The organism is Thauera sp. 2A1 (assembly GCF_009469595.2).
GTDB lineage: Bacteria > Pseudomonadota > Gammaproteobacteria > Burkholderiales > Rhodocyclaceae > Thauera.
The window spans coordinates 71,707-89,091 of the sequence record NZ_SSXV01000017.1 but is presented as its reverse complement, the minus strand read 5'-3'; the positions used below and the strand labels follow the sequence as shown (position 1 = coordinate 89,091).

The following is a 17,385-nucleotide window of genomic DNA, read 5'->3' as shown; positions in this document are numbered from 1 at the left end:
GGGGTGGGCAGGCAAGGCGTGCAATGGTGCCGCATCAGAGCTTACATGCGTGGCCGGTTGGCATAACCCGTCATCTCCAGATAGCCGCGGCCGATTTCACGCGATACGCCATCTGCTTCACCCGCCCCCGCGTCGTCGGTGGTTTCCAGCAGCCGTACCGCCCCCTCCCAATAGATGGCGCCCGTCGAACGCGAGCTGTCGAGCTCCTGGTCATCCATCAAGGGCACCAGGCGGAGTTGCCGTGTGCGCTCGCCCGGCTCGGCCGGGGGCAGCTCGAGGCGCCACTCGACCGGATAGGCAGCGCCGGTGCGCGGGGAACGCCAGACACGAAGCGGCACGAAGCGCACGGCGTCCTGTCCCTCGCCGCGCCGAATGTGCCCTTTCTCCACGAACGTCAATGCGGTCCACATCGGCTGGCCGTCGCCATCGCGCATGCGGAAGGCCATCAGCGAGCCACCTTCGTGCAAGTTGATGCCGATCCAGTCCCAGCCATTCGCACGCTCCGGCATCAGCTCGCTGGACCACTCGTGATCCAGCCACGCCGAGCCCCGAACCACATGACGCCTGCCATCGAGCGTCAGGGTGCCGTCCACATTCAATTGCGGGCGGCTGTAGTAGTGGCTGGCATGGCGGGGATCGGGCGCCTTGCGGCTGAAACCGCCGCGCCCATTCAGGAGGGGGGCGTCGCCGGGCACGAAGTCGAGTTCAAACGAAAACGCGTCGGTGGACGCGCGTGCGCGGTAGCGGGTGCCATCCCACTCCAGCAGCCAGTCGCGTATCCAGGCGCGGGTTCGCCCTTCCTCGGCACCCGCCAGCGGAGGCAATGCGCGCTCGGCGCGTTCGCCATGCTGCAGCCGGCCCGCCGCAGGGTCGGCGATGGCGGCATGGGCGAGCACCAACTGCGTCGGTGCGAAGCGGCTTGCGCTGCGCTCGCCGATACCGGTGCGCACGCGAAAGAAGGTCACCTGGAAGCCACGATCGGACCCAGTCTCGTCGGTGATCCAGCCGGTGACGTACCACCATTCGGTGCGAAATGCGGGGTGGGCCCCCAGGTCGCGCGGAAAGGAGAGCGCTACATCCGGTCGCACGGTAGCAAAGTCCGCTGCCGCTGCCGGCGGCAGCGCAGCAAGCGTGGCAAACAAGAGGAAGAGGACGGCTTGCAGCCGATGAAGGATCGCGTGGACGAAGCCGCCGCTCCCCTGCTCCATCCATCGGGGCGATGGCGAGTGTCGCATCACCAGTCCTCCTTCACTACCAGCACTGCCGAGCGCCGCATCGCATGCGCGCCGGCAAGCCGGGCCACCACGCCGGCAAGCACCACGAGCCCGAGCGCGAACAGCCCCAGCGCACGCCAGGGAACGGCGTAGTCCATGCTCCAGTGGAAGCTCTGGCGATTGATGACCTCGACCAGCACCACCGACACGCCGCCCCCGCCCAGCAGCCCCGCCAGCACCCCCATCAGGCACGCCAGGCTGCCCTCGAGCGCCAGCAAGCGGCCCACGTCGCGCCGGGTGAAGCCCAGGTGCCGCAACATGCCGAACTCGCCTTTTCGTGTCGCCGCCTGCGCGGCGAAAGTCGTCGCGATCCCGAACAGGCCGATCGCCACCGCAACTGCCTCCATGAGATAGGTGATGAGGAAAGTCCGGTCGAAGATCTGCAGCGTGACGGCGCGGATCTCCCCCGGCCGGGCAATCTCCACCCTGTCGCTGCCGAAAAGCTCCCTGAGCGCGGAAGCGACGCGATCTCCGTCACCCACGTCGGCAAGCCGGAGCGAGATGTCGTTGATGCGCCCGTCGCCGCTCAGCGCGACATAGTCGGCGCGCTCGATGACCACCGCGCCATGCTGGCGGGCGTAGTCGCGCCAGATGCCGGCGACGGTGAATGCGTGCAATGCCCCGGCAATCGGCAGATCCAGCCGGTCGCCCGGCTTCAGCGCCCGTGCGTCGGCAATCGCTTCGGAAATCCAGGCGGGCGGGCGCCTCGCATCGTGCGCTGGCGTGCGCGTGCCGTCGACCAGCGGCAACCCCCAGCCCTGCGCCACCGGGCGCGCCAGCAGCGTCACCGGCGTGCTGTCAGCATCCAGCCTGAGGTTGATTGCACGCACCGCATCCACGCCGGCCACGCCCGGCAGCGCGCGAATGCGTTGCAGCGCCGCGTCGTCCAGGTAGCCGCTGGCCGAGGCCGACGAGGCGCGAAGATAGAGATCGGCGGGCAGCACCTGTGTCAGCCAGTCGTCCACCGACAGGCGGAAGGAATTGACCATGATCGCCATCGCCGACGCCAGCGCGACGCTCGCCACCACGCCGGCTGCTGCCACGACCACCTGCTGCGGCGAAGCGACGAACCGCGCCCGCACCAGCCGCCACACCGGCCAGCGGCCGGCTGCGAGCAAGCGCGACGCGAGCATCGCCAGCGGCGGCAGCGCGAGAATGGCCGCAGCCAGGATGAGCACGACCGACGCGTAACCGCCCACCGGGATGCCGCCGACGGCCGGCAGCAGACTGGCCGCCACCGCCGCCGCCAGGACCGCCAGCGCCGCAAATGTCCTGCCCTGCCCGGAGCCGCCGGCGCTCGCCGGCAGCCCGGCGGCGTGCAGGGCGCGGGCCGGCACCACGCGCGCCGCTTCGCGCGCGGGCGCCCAGGTGCCGCCGACCCCGGCGGCGATCCCGAGCAGCAGGTAGGCTGTCGATGAGAGCGGATCGAAATGCAGCGCCGGCACGACGCCCTGGAAGAAGCCCGCACCCAGATCGGCACCAGCAAAGCGGAAGGCCAGGGCGGCGAGCCCATGCCCCAAGGCCACGCCGAGCAGTCCTCCGGCGCAACCAAGGGTCGCGCCCTCAGCGAGCAGGCCGCGCACCAGTTGGCCCCGCTCGAGCCCCAGCGCACGGAGCACGGCGAATTCGCGCCGGCGCCGCACGACGGCGAGCCACTGCGCAGAGAAGACGAGGAAACCGCCGGTCAGCAGCGCGATCGCCGCCAGCATGTTGAGGTTGACGCGATAGGCACGCGACAGGTTTGCCGCCTCGGTGGCGGCCTCGTCCACCGTGCGCAGCACCACGCCTGCGGGCAACAGGGGCGTCAGCGCGGCCAGCGCCTGGCCGGGCGTCACGCCAGCCGCCAGGCGCAGGTCGATGCGGGTGAGCAGCCCGGCACGGTCGAAGCTGTCCTGCGCTGCGGCGATGTCCATCACGCCGATGCGCGCGCGCGCGCCGGGCAGCTTGCCCGCAACCTCGAGCTCCTGGAGGCGCAAGCCGGACTGCACGGTGAGCCGCCGGGGCGCCGAGGTCCCGACGCCGCCCTGGTCGTCAAACAGGGAGGCTTCTGCCTCGGCCGACAGGAACACCGCATCCTGCCGCAGCGCAGCCAGCCGGTCGGATTCGGCCCCGGCCCCGGCCCCGACCTTGTCCTCGGCGACAGGCAGCAGTTGCGGCTCCACGGCGGCGACGCGGAACAGGTCGACCCCCAGGATGCGCAAGGGCGCGCTGAGGCCCGGCACGAGCGCATCCACTTCCACCACCGGGCTCGCCTCGGCGACTTCCGGTCGCTGCGCGAGGCGGACATAGAGCGCCTCGTCGAATCCTTCGCGCGGCCCGACCACCTGCAGGTCGGCAACGCCGGACATGCGCCGCACGCCCTGGCCGAACTCGGCCAAGGCCGCGCCGTGGATGATCTGCACCGCCAGTCCGAGCGCCACACCGAGCGCGATCGACAGCAGCGACAGCGCGCTCCCCAGCCGGCGCTTGAGCAGGCTGGCGACGAAGATGCGGCGCAGCACGCTCCTCATGTTGTCGAGCCGACATCCACGAGCAGGCCGCGGCGCAACTCCAGCACCCGGTCGGCCCGCGCCGCGGCGGTGCGCGAATGCGTGACCAGGATGCCCGCCGCACCGCCCTCGCGGATCTGTTCCAGCAGCAGCCCGAGGACGCCGGCCGCGCGCTCCGGATCGAGATTGCCGGTGGGCTCGTCGGCGAGCACGACGGACGGCTTGTGCACCAGCGCACGGGCGATGGCGACGCGCTGCAACTCGCCGCCCGACAGCACCTGAGGTGCGTCGGCGCCACGTCCGCCAAGGCCGACGCGCTCCAGCATCGCCTGCGCACGTGCATCGGCTTCGTCGTCGGCGACGCGCAGCAGCCACAGTGGCAGCGCCACGTTGTGCAGCACGCTCAGGTGCGGCAGCACATGAAAGGCCTGGAACACGAAGCCGAAGTGCGCTCGCCGCAGGCGCGCGAGGCGGTCGTCGTCAAGGCCGCAAACCTCCTGCGCGCCGATCACGATGCTGCCGCCGTCGGCCACGTCCAGCCCGGCGATGCAATTGAGCAGCGTGGATTTGCCGGCGCCCGACTCGCCGACGATGGCGACACACTCGCCGCGCTCGACCTGCAGCGAAAGGCGGTCGAACAGGGTGCGAGGCGGCTTGCCCGGCAGGGTCTTGATGAGTGAATGGATACGCAACATGGCAGCAAGGACCACTTGATCCAGCGAAAAGTGCCCGAACGGGTTCTTCGCTTATACTCCGCGCGCCTTGCACGCGCCAAACCTCCCTGGCCCGTGCCAGCCGCCGTGCCGCTGCCCCATGCCCGTCGACCACTACGAAAACTTTCCTGTCGCATCCGTGCTGCTGCCGTCTTCGCTGCGTGAGCCGGTGGAGGCGATCTATCACTTTGCGCGCAGCGCCGACGACGTCGCCGACGAAGGCGATGCGCAGCCGGTAGCCCGGCTGGCGCGGCTGCATGACTACCTGATCGCGCTCAATGCGATGGAGCGCGGCGAGGCGGTGCGAGATGCCAGCCTGGCGCCGATGTTCGACCGCCTGGGACGCGCGGTGCGCGAACACCGGCTGCCGGTGCAATTGCTGCGCGACCTGCTCGACGCCTTCAGCCAGGACGTGGGCAAGACGCGCTATGCGGACCTTGGCGAACTGCGCGACTACTGCCGGCGCTCGGCCGATCCGGTGGGCCGGCTGCTCCTGCATCTCTACAGGGCGGCCACGCCCGACAACCTGCTGCTGTCCGACCGCATCTGTACCAGCCTGCAACTGATCAACTTCTGGCAGGATGTCGCCCTCGACTGGCGCAAGAACCGCATCTACCTGCCGCAGGACGATCTGGCGCGCTTCGGCGTCGACGAAGCGACGATCGCCGGGCTGTGCTCAGGCAGCGCCACCATCGACGCGAACTGGCGCGCCTTGCTCGCCTTCGAGGTGCAGCGCACGCGCGCGATGATGCTGGAAGGCGCGCCGCTGGCGACCCGACTGCCCGGCCGCATCGGCTGGGAGCTGCGCCTGGTGGTGCTCGGCGGGCTGCGCATCCTCGAACGCATCGAAGCGGTGGGCTACGACGTCTTCCGGCAACGGCCGGCGCTGGGCAAGCGCGACTGGCTGCGCCTGGGCTGGCGGGCTCTCAACTGGAAACCGGCATGAATCCCCACGACTATTGTCAGCAGAAGGCCGCCAAGAGCGGCTCTAGCTTCTACTACAGCTTCATGTTCCTGCCGCCCGAGCGTCGGCAGGCGATCACCGCGCTGTATGCGTTCTGCCGCGAAGTCGACGACGTGGTCGATGAATGCCATGACCTGTCCATCGCCCAGGCCAAGCTCGAATGGTGGCGCCAGGAAGTCGCGCGGGTGTATGGCGGCACCCCGACCCACCCGGTCGGCCACGCGCTCAAGGACGTCGCGCCCGCCTTCAACCTGCCGCAGGAGCAACTGCTCGAGATCATCGACGGCATGGCGATGGACCTGTCGCAGACGCGCTACCTCGACTTCAAGGGTCTGCAGCTCTATTGCTACCGGGTCGCGAGCGTGGTGGGGCTGCTGGCGGCCGAAATCTTCGGCTACCAGGATCGGCAGACGCTGAAATACGCACACGACCTCGGGCTTGCCTTCCAGCTCACCAACATCATCCGCGACGTGGGCGAGGATGCGCGCCGTGGCCGCATCTACTTGCCCATGGAAGATCTGCAGCGCTTCAACGTCCCCGCCAAGGACATCCTGGAGGCGCGCCATTCAGACGCCTTCCGCCAGTTGATGGAATTCCAGGCGCAGCGTGCCGAGCAGTTCTACGAGCAGGCCTTCGCCTACCTGCCGGCCGTCGACCGCAAGGCGCAGCGCCCGGGCCTGGTGATGGCGGCCATCTACCGCACGCTGCTGCGCGAGATCGCCGCGGACGGCTTCCAGGTGCTGGATCGCCGCACCTCGCTGACGCCGCTGCGCAAGGTGTGGCTGGCGGGCACGACCTGGTTCAAGGGCTGAGCCGATGAGCGTGCCGGCGGTCGCGGTCATCGGGGGCGGCTATGCCGGGCTCGCCTGCGCGGTCGAACTCGCGCGCCGCGGCGTGCATGTCACCGTGTTCGAGCGCTCGCATACGCTGGGTGGGCGCGCACGCGTGGTGCACAAGGACCCGCATTGGCGCGTCGACAATGGACAGCACATCCTGATCGGCGCCTATGCCGAGCTGACCCGTCTGCTGCGGCTCACCGGCGGCTCGCCGCGCCAGCTCGAACATCTGCCGCTGACCCTGCATGTGCCCGGTCGACTGCATCTGCGCGCGGCGGCACTCCCCGCGCCGTTCCATCTCGCGGTCGGCCTGCTGCGGGCACAGGGCCTGAGCTGGAGCGACCGGCTGGCGATGCTGCGCCTGATGCGCGCCCTGAAGCGCGATGGCTTTCGTGTGGCGCCGGGCGCCACGGTGGCGGATCTGTTGCGGACAACCGGCCAGACGGCCAACCTGATCCAGCTCGTGTGGGAGCCGCTGTGCGTCGCGGCGCTCAACACGCCGATCGCCGAGGCCTGCGCGCAGGTCTTTGCCAACGTGCTGCGCGACAGCCTCGCGTCCAGCGCGGCCGCCAGCGAGCTGCTGATTCCGCGCGTCGATCTTTCGGAGCTATTTCCCGTTCCTGCCGCGCGCTTTCTCGCCACCCGCCGAGGCAGACTGCGCACCGGCAATGCCATTACCGCGATCCAGCCGGTCGACGGCGGCTTCCGCCTCGAAGGCGACCCCGGCAGCCAGCCCTGGCAGCAGGTGGTGCTGGCGACCGCGCCCTACCATGCCGCGCCGCTGCTGGCCTCGACCGGGGCCTGCGACCGGCTCGCGGCACAGATCGACGCCCTGCCCCACGAACCAATCGTGACGGTTTATCTGGCCCTGGGCCGAGGCCAGCACCTCCCCTACGCGATGATCGGGCTGGTGAGCGGCAGCACGGCCGGTCCGGCACAATGGGCCTTCGACCGCGGCCGGCTCGGCGGCCCGGAAGGCCTCATTGCCTGTGTGATCAGCGCCAGCGGTCCGCACGAGCAACTGGCGCGCGACGAGCTGATCCTGGCCACCCACGGCCAGCTCGAACGCCAGCTCGGGCGTCGCCTGCCGGCGCCGGAATGGTCGCAGGTCATCGTCGAGAAACGCGCCACCATCGCCTGCCGACCGGGCATCTTCCGCCCCGGCATGCGCACGCCGCTCCCCGGTCTGTGGCTGGCCGGCGACTACGTCGACTCCGACTACCCGGCGACGCTGGAGTCGGCAGTGCGCTCCGGCGTTGCCTGCGCGCAGGCCATCTTCGGCGGCGGCGCCGTTGCGTCCTGAATATCTGCGGATCGGAGGCAGCCCCGTAGGAGCGGACCTAGCCGCGACCGGCGAACGAAATCGCGGCCAGGTCCGCTCGTACACGTCGTGACACCGGCCCGCCGCCTCAGCGATCGTCACACAGGTGTCGCAGCACCGGATTGAGCATCGCTGCGCCCATCAGCTTGCTGCGGGCGCCGCTCCAGCCGGTCTGCTCGTCGGGCAGATTGGCGTTGTCCTTGAACGGCATCTCCAGCGTCAGCGACACGCAGCCGAAGTGGTTCGCCACCCACTTGCTGGCCAGCGTGAGCAGTTCCTCGCCGAAACGTCCGGGCTTGTAGCCTTCTTCGGTCTGGAAGTCCGGGCACACTGTCGCGAAGCACTCGACGAACCGCGCCTGGCGGATCGCGGCGTCTGAAGTGAAGCCGGGCACCTCCTCCGCGGTCGAAAAGAACACGTAGGGCAGCGCCTCGTCGCCATGGATGTCGAGGAACAGGTCGCAGCCTGTGCGCTGCATCTCAGCGCGCACCAGGAAGACCTCGGGGCTCGTCACCGGATCGGGCTCCCGCCACTCGCGGTTCAGGTTGCGCCCGGCGGCATTGGTGCGCAGGTTGCCGAGCACCGCGCCGTCGGGATTCATGTTCGGCACGATGTAGAGCACCGCATGCTCGCGAATCCTGCGCGCCACCGCGTCCGCGGGATCGAGCAGGCGCTCGAGCAGGCCTTCCACGAACCATTCCGCCATCGTCTCGCCGGGATGCTGGCGCGCGGTGATCCACACCGGCTTGCGCCCGGGTGCCACTTGGCCGACCACGATCATGTCCAGGTCGCGGCCTTCCACCGTTGCACCGAGGTTACGCAACCTGGCGAAGGGCGATGCGTCGGCGCGGCCAAGGAGCGCGAGATGGCGCTCGAAGGAGTAAGGCTCGAAATACGCGTAGTAGATCGTATCCCGCTCCGGCGTGTGGTCGACGATCAACTTGCCGTCTTCATAGCGGGTCGTCGAGACGCGGAACCAGGTTCGGCGATCGTAGGATGCCACGCAGCGGTAGCCGGGCCAGCCGTCAGGGTAGGCAGCCTCGCCCGCGTTTTCGAACACCATGCGCAACGCAGTCCCGGCGCCACCATGCAGGCGGAAGTGGAACCACTGGCGAAAATCGGCTGCGTTGTCGGCGCGCAGGCGCAGGCGGATGTCCTGCGGGTCGTCCAGGCTGACGACCTCGATGGCACCGGAATCGAAGTTTGAGCTGATGCGCATGACGACCCTCAGTCAAGACGACGGCGGAAGACGAGCTTGTCGGCTTCGGAGGCGTCAGCGGCAAAGGCGTAGCCCTCGCTGTCGAACGCCTTCAGCGCTTCGATGTCGTCGATGCGGCGCTCGATCACGAAACGGCTCATCAGGCCGCGCGCGCGCTTGGCGTAGAAGCTGATGATCTTGTAGCGGCCGGCTTTCCAGTCCTCGAACACCGGCGTGACGATGCGGCCTTTGATCGCCTTCGCCTTCACCGACTTGAAGTATTCGTCGGAGGCGAGGTTGAGCAGCACCGGCACGCCGCCATCCTCGGCCTCACGGGCAAGCAAGCCGTTGAGTTCGGCGGTGATGCGCTCGCCCCAGAAGGCATACAGATCCTTGCCGCGTGGATTGCCGAGCCGTGTTCCCATCTCTAGGCGGTAGGGCTGCATCAGGTCGAGCGGGCGCAGCACGCCGTAGAGGCCGGACAGGATGCGCAGGTGATCCTGCGCCCAGGCAAGATCGGTATCGCTCAAAGTGGTCGCTGACAGGCCTTCGTAGACGTCGCCGTTGAAGGCGAGCACCGCCTGCTTGGCGTTTTCCCGATCGAAAGGACGCGACCAGGTCGCGTAGCGAGCCACGTTCAGAGTCGCGAGCGGGTCCGACAGCGACATCAGCTCGGCAATCTCGGCCGGCGAACGCTGCCGCAGGATCTCGATCAGCGTTTGCGCGTCATCGAGAAAATCGGGCTGGGTATGGACGGCGGTCGCGGGTGCGGTCTCGAAATCGAGCGCCTTGGCTGGGGAAATGACGAGGATCATGAGCTCGGACGATCTATGGACTGAGTGGCTGCGATGGTAGCAAACCGGCCGCTGCGGCCGACTAGCGTGCGGCGGACGAGCGTGCGGCGAGGACTTGCCGGCGCTGTTCGAACAGGCAGATTGCGGCGGCGGCACCGACGTTGAGCGATTCGATGCCTTCCTGCATCGGGATCGTCAGCAGCGCGTCGGCCGCCTGCAGCAAGGCGGGTGACAGCCCCTGCCCTTCCGCGCCGAACATCCACGCCACCGGAGCGGCCAGATCAAGCTCATAGAGCGGTCGTGCGCCTGGCGCGAGCGCGGTGGCGAGCTTGACACCGGAAAAAGCACGCAGAACGGACAGCACTTCGGCGTGCTCGCGGATGCGGACAACGAAATGCGCTCCCATGCCTGCGCGCAAGACCTTGGGCGACCATGCCTGCGCGCAGCCCGCGGTGAGCAGCACATCTGCGACGCCGGCGGCGGCGGCGGTGCGCAGGATGGTGCCCAGGTTGCCGGGATCCTGCACGCCATCCAGCACGACGACATTGCCAGTGGGCACCTGCGCCGCGTCCTGAGCCTGGGCCGGGATGTCGATCAGTGCCAGGATGCCGGAGGGCGAGTCGACCGGACTGACGTGCGCGAAAAGCGTGTCGTTCAGGCTCACGCAATCGACGTTTCCCGACACGCGCGCGAGCAGGTCTGCCGCTTCGGTGCGTTGCGCCGCACTGTCGGAGAACACGACCCGCTTCAACGGAAAGCCGTGATCCAGCGCGGCGGCAATCAGGTGCGCACCATCGAGCAGGGTCTCGCCGGCCTTGCGCCGCTCGCGCGCGGATGTGGCAAGCGCGTGCAGGTGCTTGACGAGCGGATTGTCGCGTGAGCTGACCGGCCTCATCGCGCTTCGACGATGCGCCGCACCGGCGCGAAACTGCGACGGTAAAAGTCCGCCACGCCGTGGCGTTCGATCGCAGCGAGGTGCGCTGCGGTCGGATAGCCCTTGTGCGCGGCGAGCCCGTAATGCGGAAAGGCCAGGTCCAGGGTGCGCATGGCCTGGTCGCGCGCCGTCTTGGCGAGGATGGATGCGGCCGAGATCGACGGCTCGGTGGCATCCCCCCTGACGATGGCGCGCGCGGGATAGGGCAAGGCCGGGCAGCGGTTGCCGTCGATGCGCACCTCGTGAGGAGCGACACGCAGCGCGGTGACCGCGCGTTGCATGGCCAGCATCGTCGCATGCAGGATGTTCAGCCGATCGATCTCCTCGACCGTCGCTTCCGCCACCGCCCAGGCCAGCGCCCGCTCACGGATCAGCGGCGCAAGTCGCTCGCGCGCGCGCTCCGTCAGCTTCTTGGAATCGGCCAGCCCTTCGATCGGCCGCGCCGGGTCGAGAATGACGGCTGCCGCGACCACCGGGCCGCACAGCGGCCCGCGCCCTGCTTCATCCACTCCGCAGATCAGGCTGGCTGCCGGGACAACTTCCATTCGTCACTTCCGGTGAGGTAGGGCAGGATGGCCGCAGCCGCCTTCTCCGCGGTGTTCTGGCGCAAGGTGAGATGCAACTCGGTGAAGCGCTCCACCACGTGTGCCACGGCAGCGGTATCCACCAGCCAGGCTTCGAGGGCGTCGGCGAGCTTGTCCGGCGAGGCATCGTCCTGCAGCAGTTCCGGCACCATCGTCTCGTTGCACAGGATGTTCGGCAGCCCCACCCAGGGCAGGTAGGCCAGACGCTTCATCAGGCGGTATTGCCACTTGCCGATGCGGTAGGTGATCACCATCGGCCGCTTCAGCAGCGCGGCCTCCAGGCTTGCGGTGCCGCTCGCCACCAGGACCGCGTCTGCGGCGGTCATCGCCTCGACCGCGTGGCCGAACAGCATGCGGATTGGCAACTCGGCGACATCATTGCGATGTATCGCCTCTTCAAAGAGCGCGCGCGTCTCACGTGTTGCGAGCGGCACAAGGAAGGTAATGTCGGATCGGCGCGCGAGGAGCAGCTTGGCGGTGGTGATGAAGGTGTCGGCAAGGTTGCGCACTTCGGACTGACGGCTGCCAGGCAGCAGCGCAATCACCTTGCGACCCGCATTCAGGCCCAGCAGCTCGCGCGCCGCGGCGCGATCCGGATGCAGCGGGAATACGTCCGCGAGCGGATGACCGACGTAGCTGACCGGTACCCCTGCGCGATCGTAGATCTGCGGCTCGAACGGGAAGAGGCAGAGCATGCGCGTCACCGACTGCGCAATGCGCTTGATGCGGCCGCCACGCCAGGCCCAGATCGACGGGCTGACGAAATGGATCGCAGGCATCCCCGCCCGCTTCACCTTGCCCTCGAGCCACAGGTTGAAATCGGGGGCATCGACGCCGATGAAAGCGGCTGGGCGCTCGCGGCGGATCTGCGACAGCAGGGTCTTGCGGATGCCGGAGAGCTCGCGATAGCGCTTCAGGGCGTCAACGTAGCCATGGACAGCGAGCAGCTCGCACGGCCAGCGCACATCGAAGCCCTCGGCCTGCATCTTGGGGCCGCCGATGCCGAAGAACTCTGCATCCGGCAGGTGACGTTTGATCGCGCGGATCAAATGACTTGCGAGAAGGTCGCCGGAGGCCTCCCCGGCAACCATGGCGATCCGCACTGCCATGGTATCAGCGGACGATGCCGCGGCCGGATTCGGCGATGAATTCCGCGAATGACGACACTTCGGGCTGTTCCGCGGCGATCTCGGCCACGCGCAGACGCGCTTCGTCCAGCGACAGGCCGGAGCGGTACAGCGCACGGTAGGCACGCTTGATGGCAGCGATGCCATCGGCGGTGAATCCCCTGCGGCGCAGCCCTTCGCTGTTGATGCCGTGCGGTTTGGCCGGGTTGCCGGAGACGGTCACGAAGGGCGGCAGGTCCTGCAGCAGCACCGTACCGACGCCGCAGAAGCTGTGCGCGCCGACGCGGCAGAACTGATGCACGCCTGTGAAACCGCCGAGGATCGCCCAGTCGCCGACATGCACATGGCCGGCCAGCGTCGCGTTGTTGGCGAAGATCGTGTGGTCGCCCACCAGGCAGTCGTGCGCGACGTGCACGTAGGCCATGATCCAGTTGTCGTTACCGATGCGCGTGACGTTCGCGTCCTGGCTGGTGCCGACGTTGAACGAGCAGAATTCGCGAATCGTGTTGCGATCGCCGATCTCCAGGCGCGTCGGCTCGGCGTCGTACTTCTTGTCCTGCGGCTGCGCGCCGATCGAGCAGAACTGGAAGATCTCGTTGTCGCGACCGATGCGGGTGTGGCCTTCGACCACGACATGCGGGCCGATGCGCGTGCCGTCGCCGATCTCGACATGCTCGCCGACGATCGAATACGCGCCGACCTCGACGTTCGCGCCGAGTCGGGCGCCGGGATGCACGATGGCAGTCGCGTGGATCATAGATTCTTGATCGCGCACATCAGTTCGGCTTCGGTGGCGACCTCGTCGCCCACGCGCGCAACGCCCTTGTACTTGTAGATGTTGCGCTTGGCATGGGTGATGGTCATGTCGAACAGCAACTGGTCGCCGGGTACCACCGGGCGCTTGAAGCGCACGTTGTCGATGCCGGCGAAATACACCACGCTGTTCTCGTCCGGCTTCACGCCAGTGCTCTTGAACGACAGCAGGGCAGCGGCCTGTGCCATCGCCTCGATGATCAGCACGCCGGGCATCACCGGATGGTGCGGGAAGTGCCCCGGAAAGAACGGCTCGTTCATCGTCACGTTCTTGAGCGCCAGGATGCGGCTCCCGGGTTCGATCTCCAGCACGCGATCCACCAGCAGGAATGGATAGCGGTGCGGCAGGTACTGGAGAATCTCGTTGATGTCCATGATGTTCAGCCTGGATTCTTGTCTGAAAGGCGCTGCACGTCCTGCTCCAGTGCGCGGATGCGCTCGGCGAGGGCGTCGAGATGGCGCAGGTGCGAAAAGTTCTTCACCCAGTCCGCATGAGGCTGGAGCGGCAGCGTCGAGGTATACACGCCGGGTTTGTGGATGGATTTGACGACCACTGTCGCAGCCGAGACGACGACGTCGTCGGTGATCGTCAGGTGCCCGGAGATGCCGACCCCACCCGCAATCATGCAGCGCGCGCCGATAGTCGTGCTGCCGGCGATGCCGACACATCCGGCGATGGCGGTGTCCTCGCCGATCTGCACGTTGTGGGCGATCTGGATCTGGTTGTCGAGCTTGGCGCCGCGGCCGATCACGGTGTCGTCGAGCGCGCCCCGATCGATGGTCGTGTTGGCGCCGATCTCAACGTCGTCGCCGATCACGACCCGACCCATTTGCGGGATCTTGACCCAGCGTCCGTCCTTCTCGCGGGCGAAGCCGAAACCGTCCGAACCGATGACGGCGCCCGACTGCAGGATGCAGTTGGCACCGATGACTGACCCCGGGTACACGACGACGCGCGGCGCCAGCCGGGTGCCCGCACCGATGCTCGAGCCGCGGCCGACGCTGCAGCCGGCGCCGATCACCACGCCCTCACCGATCTGGACATCGGCTTCCACCACCGCGCCCGCATCGATCTGGACGGAGGTTGGTACCGTCGACGACACCGACGCCAGCGGATGAACACCGGGCACCGCCGCGGGCGGCGGGTTGAAGAGCGAAGCGACGCGCGCGTAGTAGAGGTAGGGATCCTCGGTGACGATGCGCGGACGATCGGTGACCGCATCGCGCGACTTTTGGCCGACGATCACCGCCGCCGCCGTGCTCGTCTTGAGGCGGGACAGGTATTTCGGGTTGGCGAGGAAGGCGAGGTCGCCCTCCCCAGCCTGATCGAGCGTTGCCACGCGGCGAACGACCAGTGCGCCGTCACCGACGAGCTCACCTCCGAGTCGTGCAACCAGTTCGTCGAGCCGGAACATGTCCGCGACCGATGCTTACTTGGTTTCGGACAGGGCCTTGATGACCTTGTCGGTGATGTCGATGCGCGGGCTGGCGTACACCGCCTCCTGGAAGATGATGTCGAACTTCTCGGATTCGGCGATCTGCTTCACGGAGCGGTTGGCGCGCTCCAGCACTGAGGCGAGTTCCTCGTTGCGACGTTGGTTGAGGTCCTCGCGGAACTCACGCTGCTTGCGCTGGAAATCGCGATTGAGGTCGTTGAGCGCGCGCTCCTTGGTGCGGCGGTCGTTCTCGGCCATGCTCGAGCCATTGCGCTCGAGATCTTCCTGCATGGCCTGCAGATCCTTGGCCATGCGCTGCAGTTCCTGGTCGCGCTTCTCGAATTCCTTCTCCAGCCGCTGCTGCGCGCGCACCGCCGGCCCGGCCTCACGCATCACGCGGTCCGAATTGACGAAACCGATCTTGGTTTCCGCGGTGGCAGCCTGAGAAATGCCAAGCAGTGCTGCTGCGACCAGGGTGAGGGTGCTGACTTTCACAAAAACCTCCAGAAATTGCGCTTTCGATGACGCTATCAGAACACGCTGCCCAACTGGAACTGGAAGCGCTGCGTCTTGTCGTCCTTCTCTTTCTTGAGCGGGAAACCCAGGCTGAACTTCAGCGGGCCCACCGGTGAGCTCCACGAGAAGGCAAGGCCCGTACTGTAGCGCAAGTCGCTCAGCTTGATCTTCTCCTGCTCACCGGTGTCCGGATCATTACCCCACACATAGCCGGCGTCGAGGAAGGCGGACACGCGGAAGGAGCGGTCGGTGCCTGAGCCCGGCAGCGGGAAATAAAACTCTGCGTTGCCGACGAGCTTGCGCGTACCACCCGTCGACGTACGATCGCCGTTCGTGTCGATGAACTTGGCACCAATCGAGCTCTGCTCGTAACCGCGAACCGATCCGATGCCACCCACGTAGAAGTTCTTGTAGAAAGGCACCGGTTTGCCGTCGAAGCCTTTCGCCCAGCCCACATCGCCATTCAGCATCAACGCATAGTCGCGACCGAAGGGGAACCAGTGCTGGTACTGGTAGCTCACCTTCGCGTATTTCAGCTTGCCCGGTGGCACCGCCGCTTCGCCATACACTCGCTGATAAACACCCTTGCGCGGATAGATCACGCTGTCGCGCGTGTCGCGCGCCCAGCCGGCGCTGGCTACCAGGCTGTTGACGGTGACATCGCCCACGCCATAGTCGGGATCGGAAGGATCAGTGCTGCCTGATTTGCAGCCGAAATCGACACAGAATTCCTTGTAGCGCAGCGGGCTGTTGGTGAACGTCGTGACTCGCGTCCGATCGACCGTCAGGCCGAAGTTGATCTGGTCGTCTTCTGCAATCGGGTAGCCCAGGCGCAATCCGGCGCCCTGCGACACCGTCTTGTAGGGCGAGATGTTGTAGCTCTGCGTCGGATCGTAAGTCCGGTGGTACAGATCCCAGCCCAGGCTGACGCCATCGACGGTGTAGTACGGGTTGGTGAAGGACAACGCCAGCGTGCGGCCGATCTTGCTCGTATTCAAGCCGAGGGTGAGCGCGTTGCCGCTGCCGAAGAGGTTCTGCTGCGAGATTGAAGCCGACAGCACCACCTTGTCAGCGCTGGAGAAGCCCGCGCCGAGCATCAGGTTGCCGGTCGGACGTTCCTTGACGTTGAAATTGACGTCCACCTGATCGGTCGTTCCCGGCACCGCTGGCGTCTCGACGGTCACTTCGTCGAAGTAGCCCAGGCGGTCGACGCGGGTACGCGACTTGTTGATCGCGGCGGCGTCGTACCAGGCGCCCTCCATCTGCCGCATTTCGCGGCGGACGACTTCGTCGCGCGACTTGGTGTTGCCGCCGACGTTGATGCGCCGCACGTACACCCGCCGCCCCGGGTCGACGAAGACGGTGAAGGCGACTTCGTGCTTTTCCTTGTCGACCTCGGGCGCCGCATTGACGTTTGCGAATGCGTAGCCTTCGTTGCCGAGCCGGTCGGTGATCGCCTTGGTGGTTTCGGTGAGTTTCTCACGCGAGAAGGTCTCGCCCGGCTTGATCTTCGCCATGGCGAGGTATTCCGACTCGGGCAGGATGAGGTCGCCGGTGAAGCGCACGCCCGTCACCTTGTACTTCTCACCCTCGGTGATGTTCAGGGTGATGAAAATGTCCTTCTTGTCCGGCGTGATCGAGACCTGGGTCGAATCGATGTTGAAGTCGAGATAACCGCGGTTCAGGTAATAGGAGCGCAGCGTTTCCAGGTCGGCAGACAGCTTCTGGCGCGAATACTGGTCGTTCTTCGTATACCACGTCAGCCAGCCCGGGGTGGTGAGCTGCATCTGAGCGATGAGGTCGTCCTCGTCGAACGCCTTGGCGCCGACGATCCTGATCTCGCGGATCTTGGCGACGTCGCCCTCGTCCACTGCGAAGTTGATGCCGACACGGTTGCGCTCGAGCGGCGTCACGGTGGTGGTGATCGTCGCTGAATATTTGCCGCGCGACAGGTATTGGCGCTTGAGTTCCTGCTCGGCCTTCTCGAGCAGCGAGCGGTCGAAGATACGCGACTCGGCGAGACCCACGTCTCGCAGGCCCTTCTTCAGGGCCTCCTTGTCAAACTCCTTGACGCCGACGAAATCGATCTGCGCAATGGCAGGCCGCTCGTCCACGACGACAACGATGACGTCGTTTTCTGCCTCGATGCGAACATCACTGAAAAAGCCGGTGGCAAAAAGAGCCCGGATTGCGTCGGCAGCCTGGGATTCGTCGAAGCGATCGCCGACCCGCACAGGGAGGTAATTGAAGACCGTGCCCGCTTCCGTGCGCTGGATGCCCTCGACCCGGATGTCCTTGACGACGAAGGGCTCGAAAGCGAACGCCGGCGCAGCGGCAAACAGGGCCATGACGAGCCCGGGCAGGAGCTTGCGATTCATTCGGGTAT

The 17,385-nt window shown here is 67.0% G+C and carries 16 protein-coding genes; 3 read left to right on the top strand and 13 right to left on the bottom strand.

The window, feature by feature from the left end:
- Positions 1–41: 41 nt before the first annotated feature.
- Genes GH664_RS15430 through GH664_RS15420 form a run of 3 tightly spaced genes read right to left on the bottom strand, consistent with a single transcriptional unit; the run spans position 42 to position 4,458 of the window.
- The gene (locus GH664_RS15430; protein WP_228111553.1) at positions 42–1,235 is read right to left on the bottom strand and encodes a carotenoid 1,2-hydratase; all 1,194 of its coding nucleotides are present in this window, start codon (positions 1,233–1,235) and stop codon (positions 42–44) included.
- The gene (locus tag GH664_RS15425; RefSeq protein ID WP_153168973.1) at positions 1,235–3,784 is read right to left on the bottom strand and encodes an FtsX-like permease family protein; all 2,550 of its coding nucleotides are present in this window, start codon (positions 3,782–3,784) and stop codon (positions 1,235–1,237) included. Before GH664_RS15425 ends, GH664_RS15430 begins: the two co-directional genes overlap by 1 nt.
- Positions 3,781–4,458 carry an ABC transporter ATP-binding protein gene (locus GH664_RS15420; protein WP_153168972.1) on the bottom strand — a complete coding sequence of 226 codons (678 nt, stop codon included), beginning with the start codon at positions 4,456–4,458 and terminating at the stop codon, positions 3,781–3,783. The genes GH664_RS15425 and GH664_RS15420 overlap by 4 nt, the downstream gene beginning before the upstream one ends.
- Positions 4,459–4,576: 118 nt before the next feature.
- Between GH664_RS15420 and hpnC the strand changes: the two genes are divergently transcribed.
- Genes hpnC through hpnE form a run of 3 tightly spaced genes read left to right on the top strand, consistent with a single transcriptional unit; the run spans position 4,577 to position 7,579 of the window.
- Positions 4,577–5,422, top strand: a complete 846-nt coding sequence (gene hpnC, locus GH664_RS15415; RefSeq protein WP_153168971.1) for a squalene synthase HpnC — start codon at positions 4,577–4,579, stop codon at positions 5,420–5,422.
- Positions 5,419–6,252: a presqualene diphosphate synthase HpnD gene (gene hpnD / locus GH664_RS15410; RefSeq protein ID WP_153168970.1), complete on the top strand. Its 834-nt coding sequence runs from the start codon at positions 5,419–5,421 to the stop codon at positions 6,250–6,252. Before hpnC ends, hpnD begins: the two co-directional genes overlap by 4 nt.
- Positions 6,253–6,256: 4 nt before the next feature.
- Complete coding sequence (gene hpnE, locus GH664_RS15405; RefSeq protein WP_153168969.1) at positions 6,257–7,579, top strand: hydroxysqualene dehydroxylase HpnE; 1,323 nt, start codon at positions 6,257–6,259, stop codon at positions 7,577–7,579.
- A 106-nt stretch (positions 7,580–7,685) separates the two neighbouring features.
- Here the strand turns inward: hpnE and GH664_RS15400 are convergent, their stop codons facing one another.
- The 10 genes from GH664_RS15400 to bamA all read right to left on the bottom strand — a co-directional run bounded on the left by GH664_RS15400 (position 7,686) and on the right by bamA (position 17,377).
- The gene (locus tag GH664_RS15400; RefSeq protein WP_153168968.1) at positions 7,686–8,816 is read right to left on the bottom strand and encodes a M14-type cytosolic carboxypeptidase; all 1,131 of its coding nucleotides are present in this window, start codon (positions 8,814–8,816) and stop codon (positions 7,686–7,688) included.
- A gap of 8 nt (positions 8,817–8,824) precedes the next feature.
- On the bottom strand, positions 8,825–9,610 hold the full coding sequence (yaaA, locus tag GH664_RS15395; RefSeq protein WP_153168967.1) for a peroxide stress protein YaaA: 786 nt from the start codon (positions 9,608–9,610) through the stop codon (positions 8,825–8,827).
- A gap of 61 nt (positions 9,611–9,671) precedes the next feature.
- A complete protein-coding gene (locus tag GH664_RS15390; RefSeq protein WP_153168966.1) occupies positions 9,672–10,484 on the bottom strand; it encodes an RNA methyltransferase in 813 nt (270 codons plus the stop codon).
- The gene (rnhB, locus tag GH664_RS15385; protein WP_153168965.1) at positions 10,481–11,068 is read right to left on the bottom strand and encodes a ribonuclease HII; all 588 of its coding nucleotides are present in this window, start codon (positions 11,066–11,068) and stop codon (positions 10,481–10,483) included. Before rnhB ends, GH664_RS15390 begins: the two co-directional genes overlap by 4 nt.
- Entirely contained in the window at positions 11,041–12,216 is a 1,176-nt protein-coding gene (gene lpxB, locus GH664_RS15380) for a lipid-A-disaccharide synthase (protein ID WP_153168964.1), read from the bottom strand. Before lpxB ends, rnhB begins: the two co-directional genes overlap by 28 nt.
- 4 nt (positions 12,217–12,220) lie before the next feature.
- Positions 12,221–12,991, bottom strand: a complete 771-nt coding sequence (gene lpxA, locus GH664_RS15375; RefSeq protein ID WP_153168963.1) for an acyl-ACP--UDP-N-acetylglucosamine O-acyltransferase — start codon at positions 12,989–12,991, stop codon at positions 12,221–12,223.
- Positions 12,988–13,425 carry a 3-hydroxyacyl-ACP dehydratase FabZ gene (gene fabZ / locus GH664_RS15370; RefSeq protein ID WP_368857356.1) on the bottom strand — a complete coding sequence of 146 codons (438 nt, stop codon included), beginning with the start codon at positions 13,423–13,425 and terminating at the stop codon, positions 12,988–12,990. The genes lpxA and fabZ overlap by 4 nt, the downstream gene beginning before the upstream one ends.
- A 2-nt stretch (positions 13,426–13,427) precedes the next feature.
- Complete coding sequence (lpxD, locus tag GH664_RS15365; RefSeq protein ID WP_153168961.1) at positions 13,428–14,462, bottom strand: UDP-3-O-(3-hydroxymyristoyl)glucosamine N-acyltransferase; 1,035 nt, start codon at positions 14,460–14,462, stop codon at positions 13,428–13,430.
- A 15-nt stretch (positions 14,463–14,477) separates the two neighbouring features.
- A complete protein-coding gene (locus GH664_RS15360) occupies positions 14,478–14,978 on the bottom strand; it encodes an OmpH family outer membrane protein (RefSeq protein ID WP_153168960.1) in 501 nt (166 codons plus the stop codon).
- A gap of 35 nt (positions 14,979–15,013) precedes the next feature.
- Positions 15,014–17,377, bottom strand: a complete 2,364-nt coding sequence (gene bamA, locus GH664_RS15355) for an outer membrane protein assembly factor BamA (protein WP_153168959.1) — start codon at positions 17,375–17,377, stop codon at positions 15,014–15,016.
- Positions 17,378–17,385: the final 8 nt, after the last annotated feature.

What these genes read in the sequence shown, in the direction of transcription:
- lpxB (WP_153168964.1), bottom strand. Translation starts at nt 12,216, where the DNA reads ATGGCAGTGCGGATCGCCATGGTTGCCGGGGAGGCCTCCGGCGACCTT.
- GH664_RS15390 (WP_153168966.1), bottom strand. Translation starts at nt 10,484, where the DNA reads ATGAGGCCGGTCAGCTCACGCGACAATCCGCTCGTCAAGCACCTGCAC.
- GH664_RS15430 (WP_228111553.1), bottom strand. Translation starts at nt 1,235, where the DNA reads ATGCGACACTCGCCATCGCCCCGATGGATGGAGCAGGGGAGCGGCGGC.
- bamA (WP_153168959.1), bottom strand. Translation starts at nt 17,377, where the DNA reads ATGAATCGCAAGCTCCTGCCCGGGCTCGTCATGGCCCTGTTTGCCGCT.
- GH664_RS15420 (WP_153168972.1), bottom strand. Translation starts at nt 4,458, where the DNA reads ATGTTGCGTATCCATTCACTCATCAAGACCCTGCCGGGCAAGCCGCCT.
- GH664_RS15400 (WP_153168968.1), bottom strand. Translation starts at nt 8,816, where the DNA reads ATGCGCATCAGCTCAAACTTCGATTCCGGTGCCATCGAGGTCGTCAGC.
- hpnD (WP_153168970.1), top strand. Translation starts at nt 5,419, where the DNA reads ATGAATCCCCACGACTATTGTCAGCAGAAGGCCGCCAAGAGCGGCTCT.
- yaaA (WP_153168967.1), bottom strand. Translation starts at nt 9,610, where the DNA reads ATGATCCTCGTCATTTCCCCAGCCAAGGCGCTCGATTTCGAGACCGCA.
- rnhB (WP_153168965.1), bottom strand. Translation starts at nt 11,068, where the DNA reads ATGGAAGTTGTCCCGGCAGCCAGCCTGATCTGCGGAGTGGATGAAGCA.
- hpnE (WP_153168969.1), top strand. Translation starts at nt 6,257, where the DNA reads ATGAGCGTGCCGGCGGTCGCGGTCATCGGGGGCGGCTATGCCGGGCTC.
- hpnC (WP_153168971.1), top strand. Translation starts at nt 4,577, where the DNA reads ATGCCCGTCGACCACTACGAAAACTTTCCTGTCGCATCCGTGCTGCTG.
- lpxA (WP_153168963.1), bottom strand. Translation starts at nt 12,991, where the DNA reads ATGATCCACGCGACTGCCATCGTGCATCCCGGCGCCCGACTCGGCGCG.
- lpxD (WP_153168961.1), bottom strand. Translation starts at nt 14,462, where the DNA reads ATGTTCCGGCTCGACGAACTGGTTGCACGACTCGGAGGTGAGCTCGTC.
- GH664_RS15425 (WP_153168973.1), bottom strand. Translation starts at nt 3,784, where the DNA reads ATGAGGAGCGTGCTGCGCCGCATCTTCGTCGCCAGCCTGCTCAAGCGC.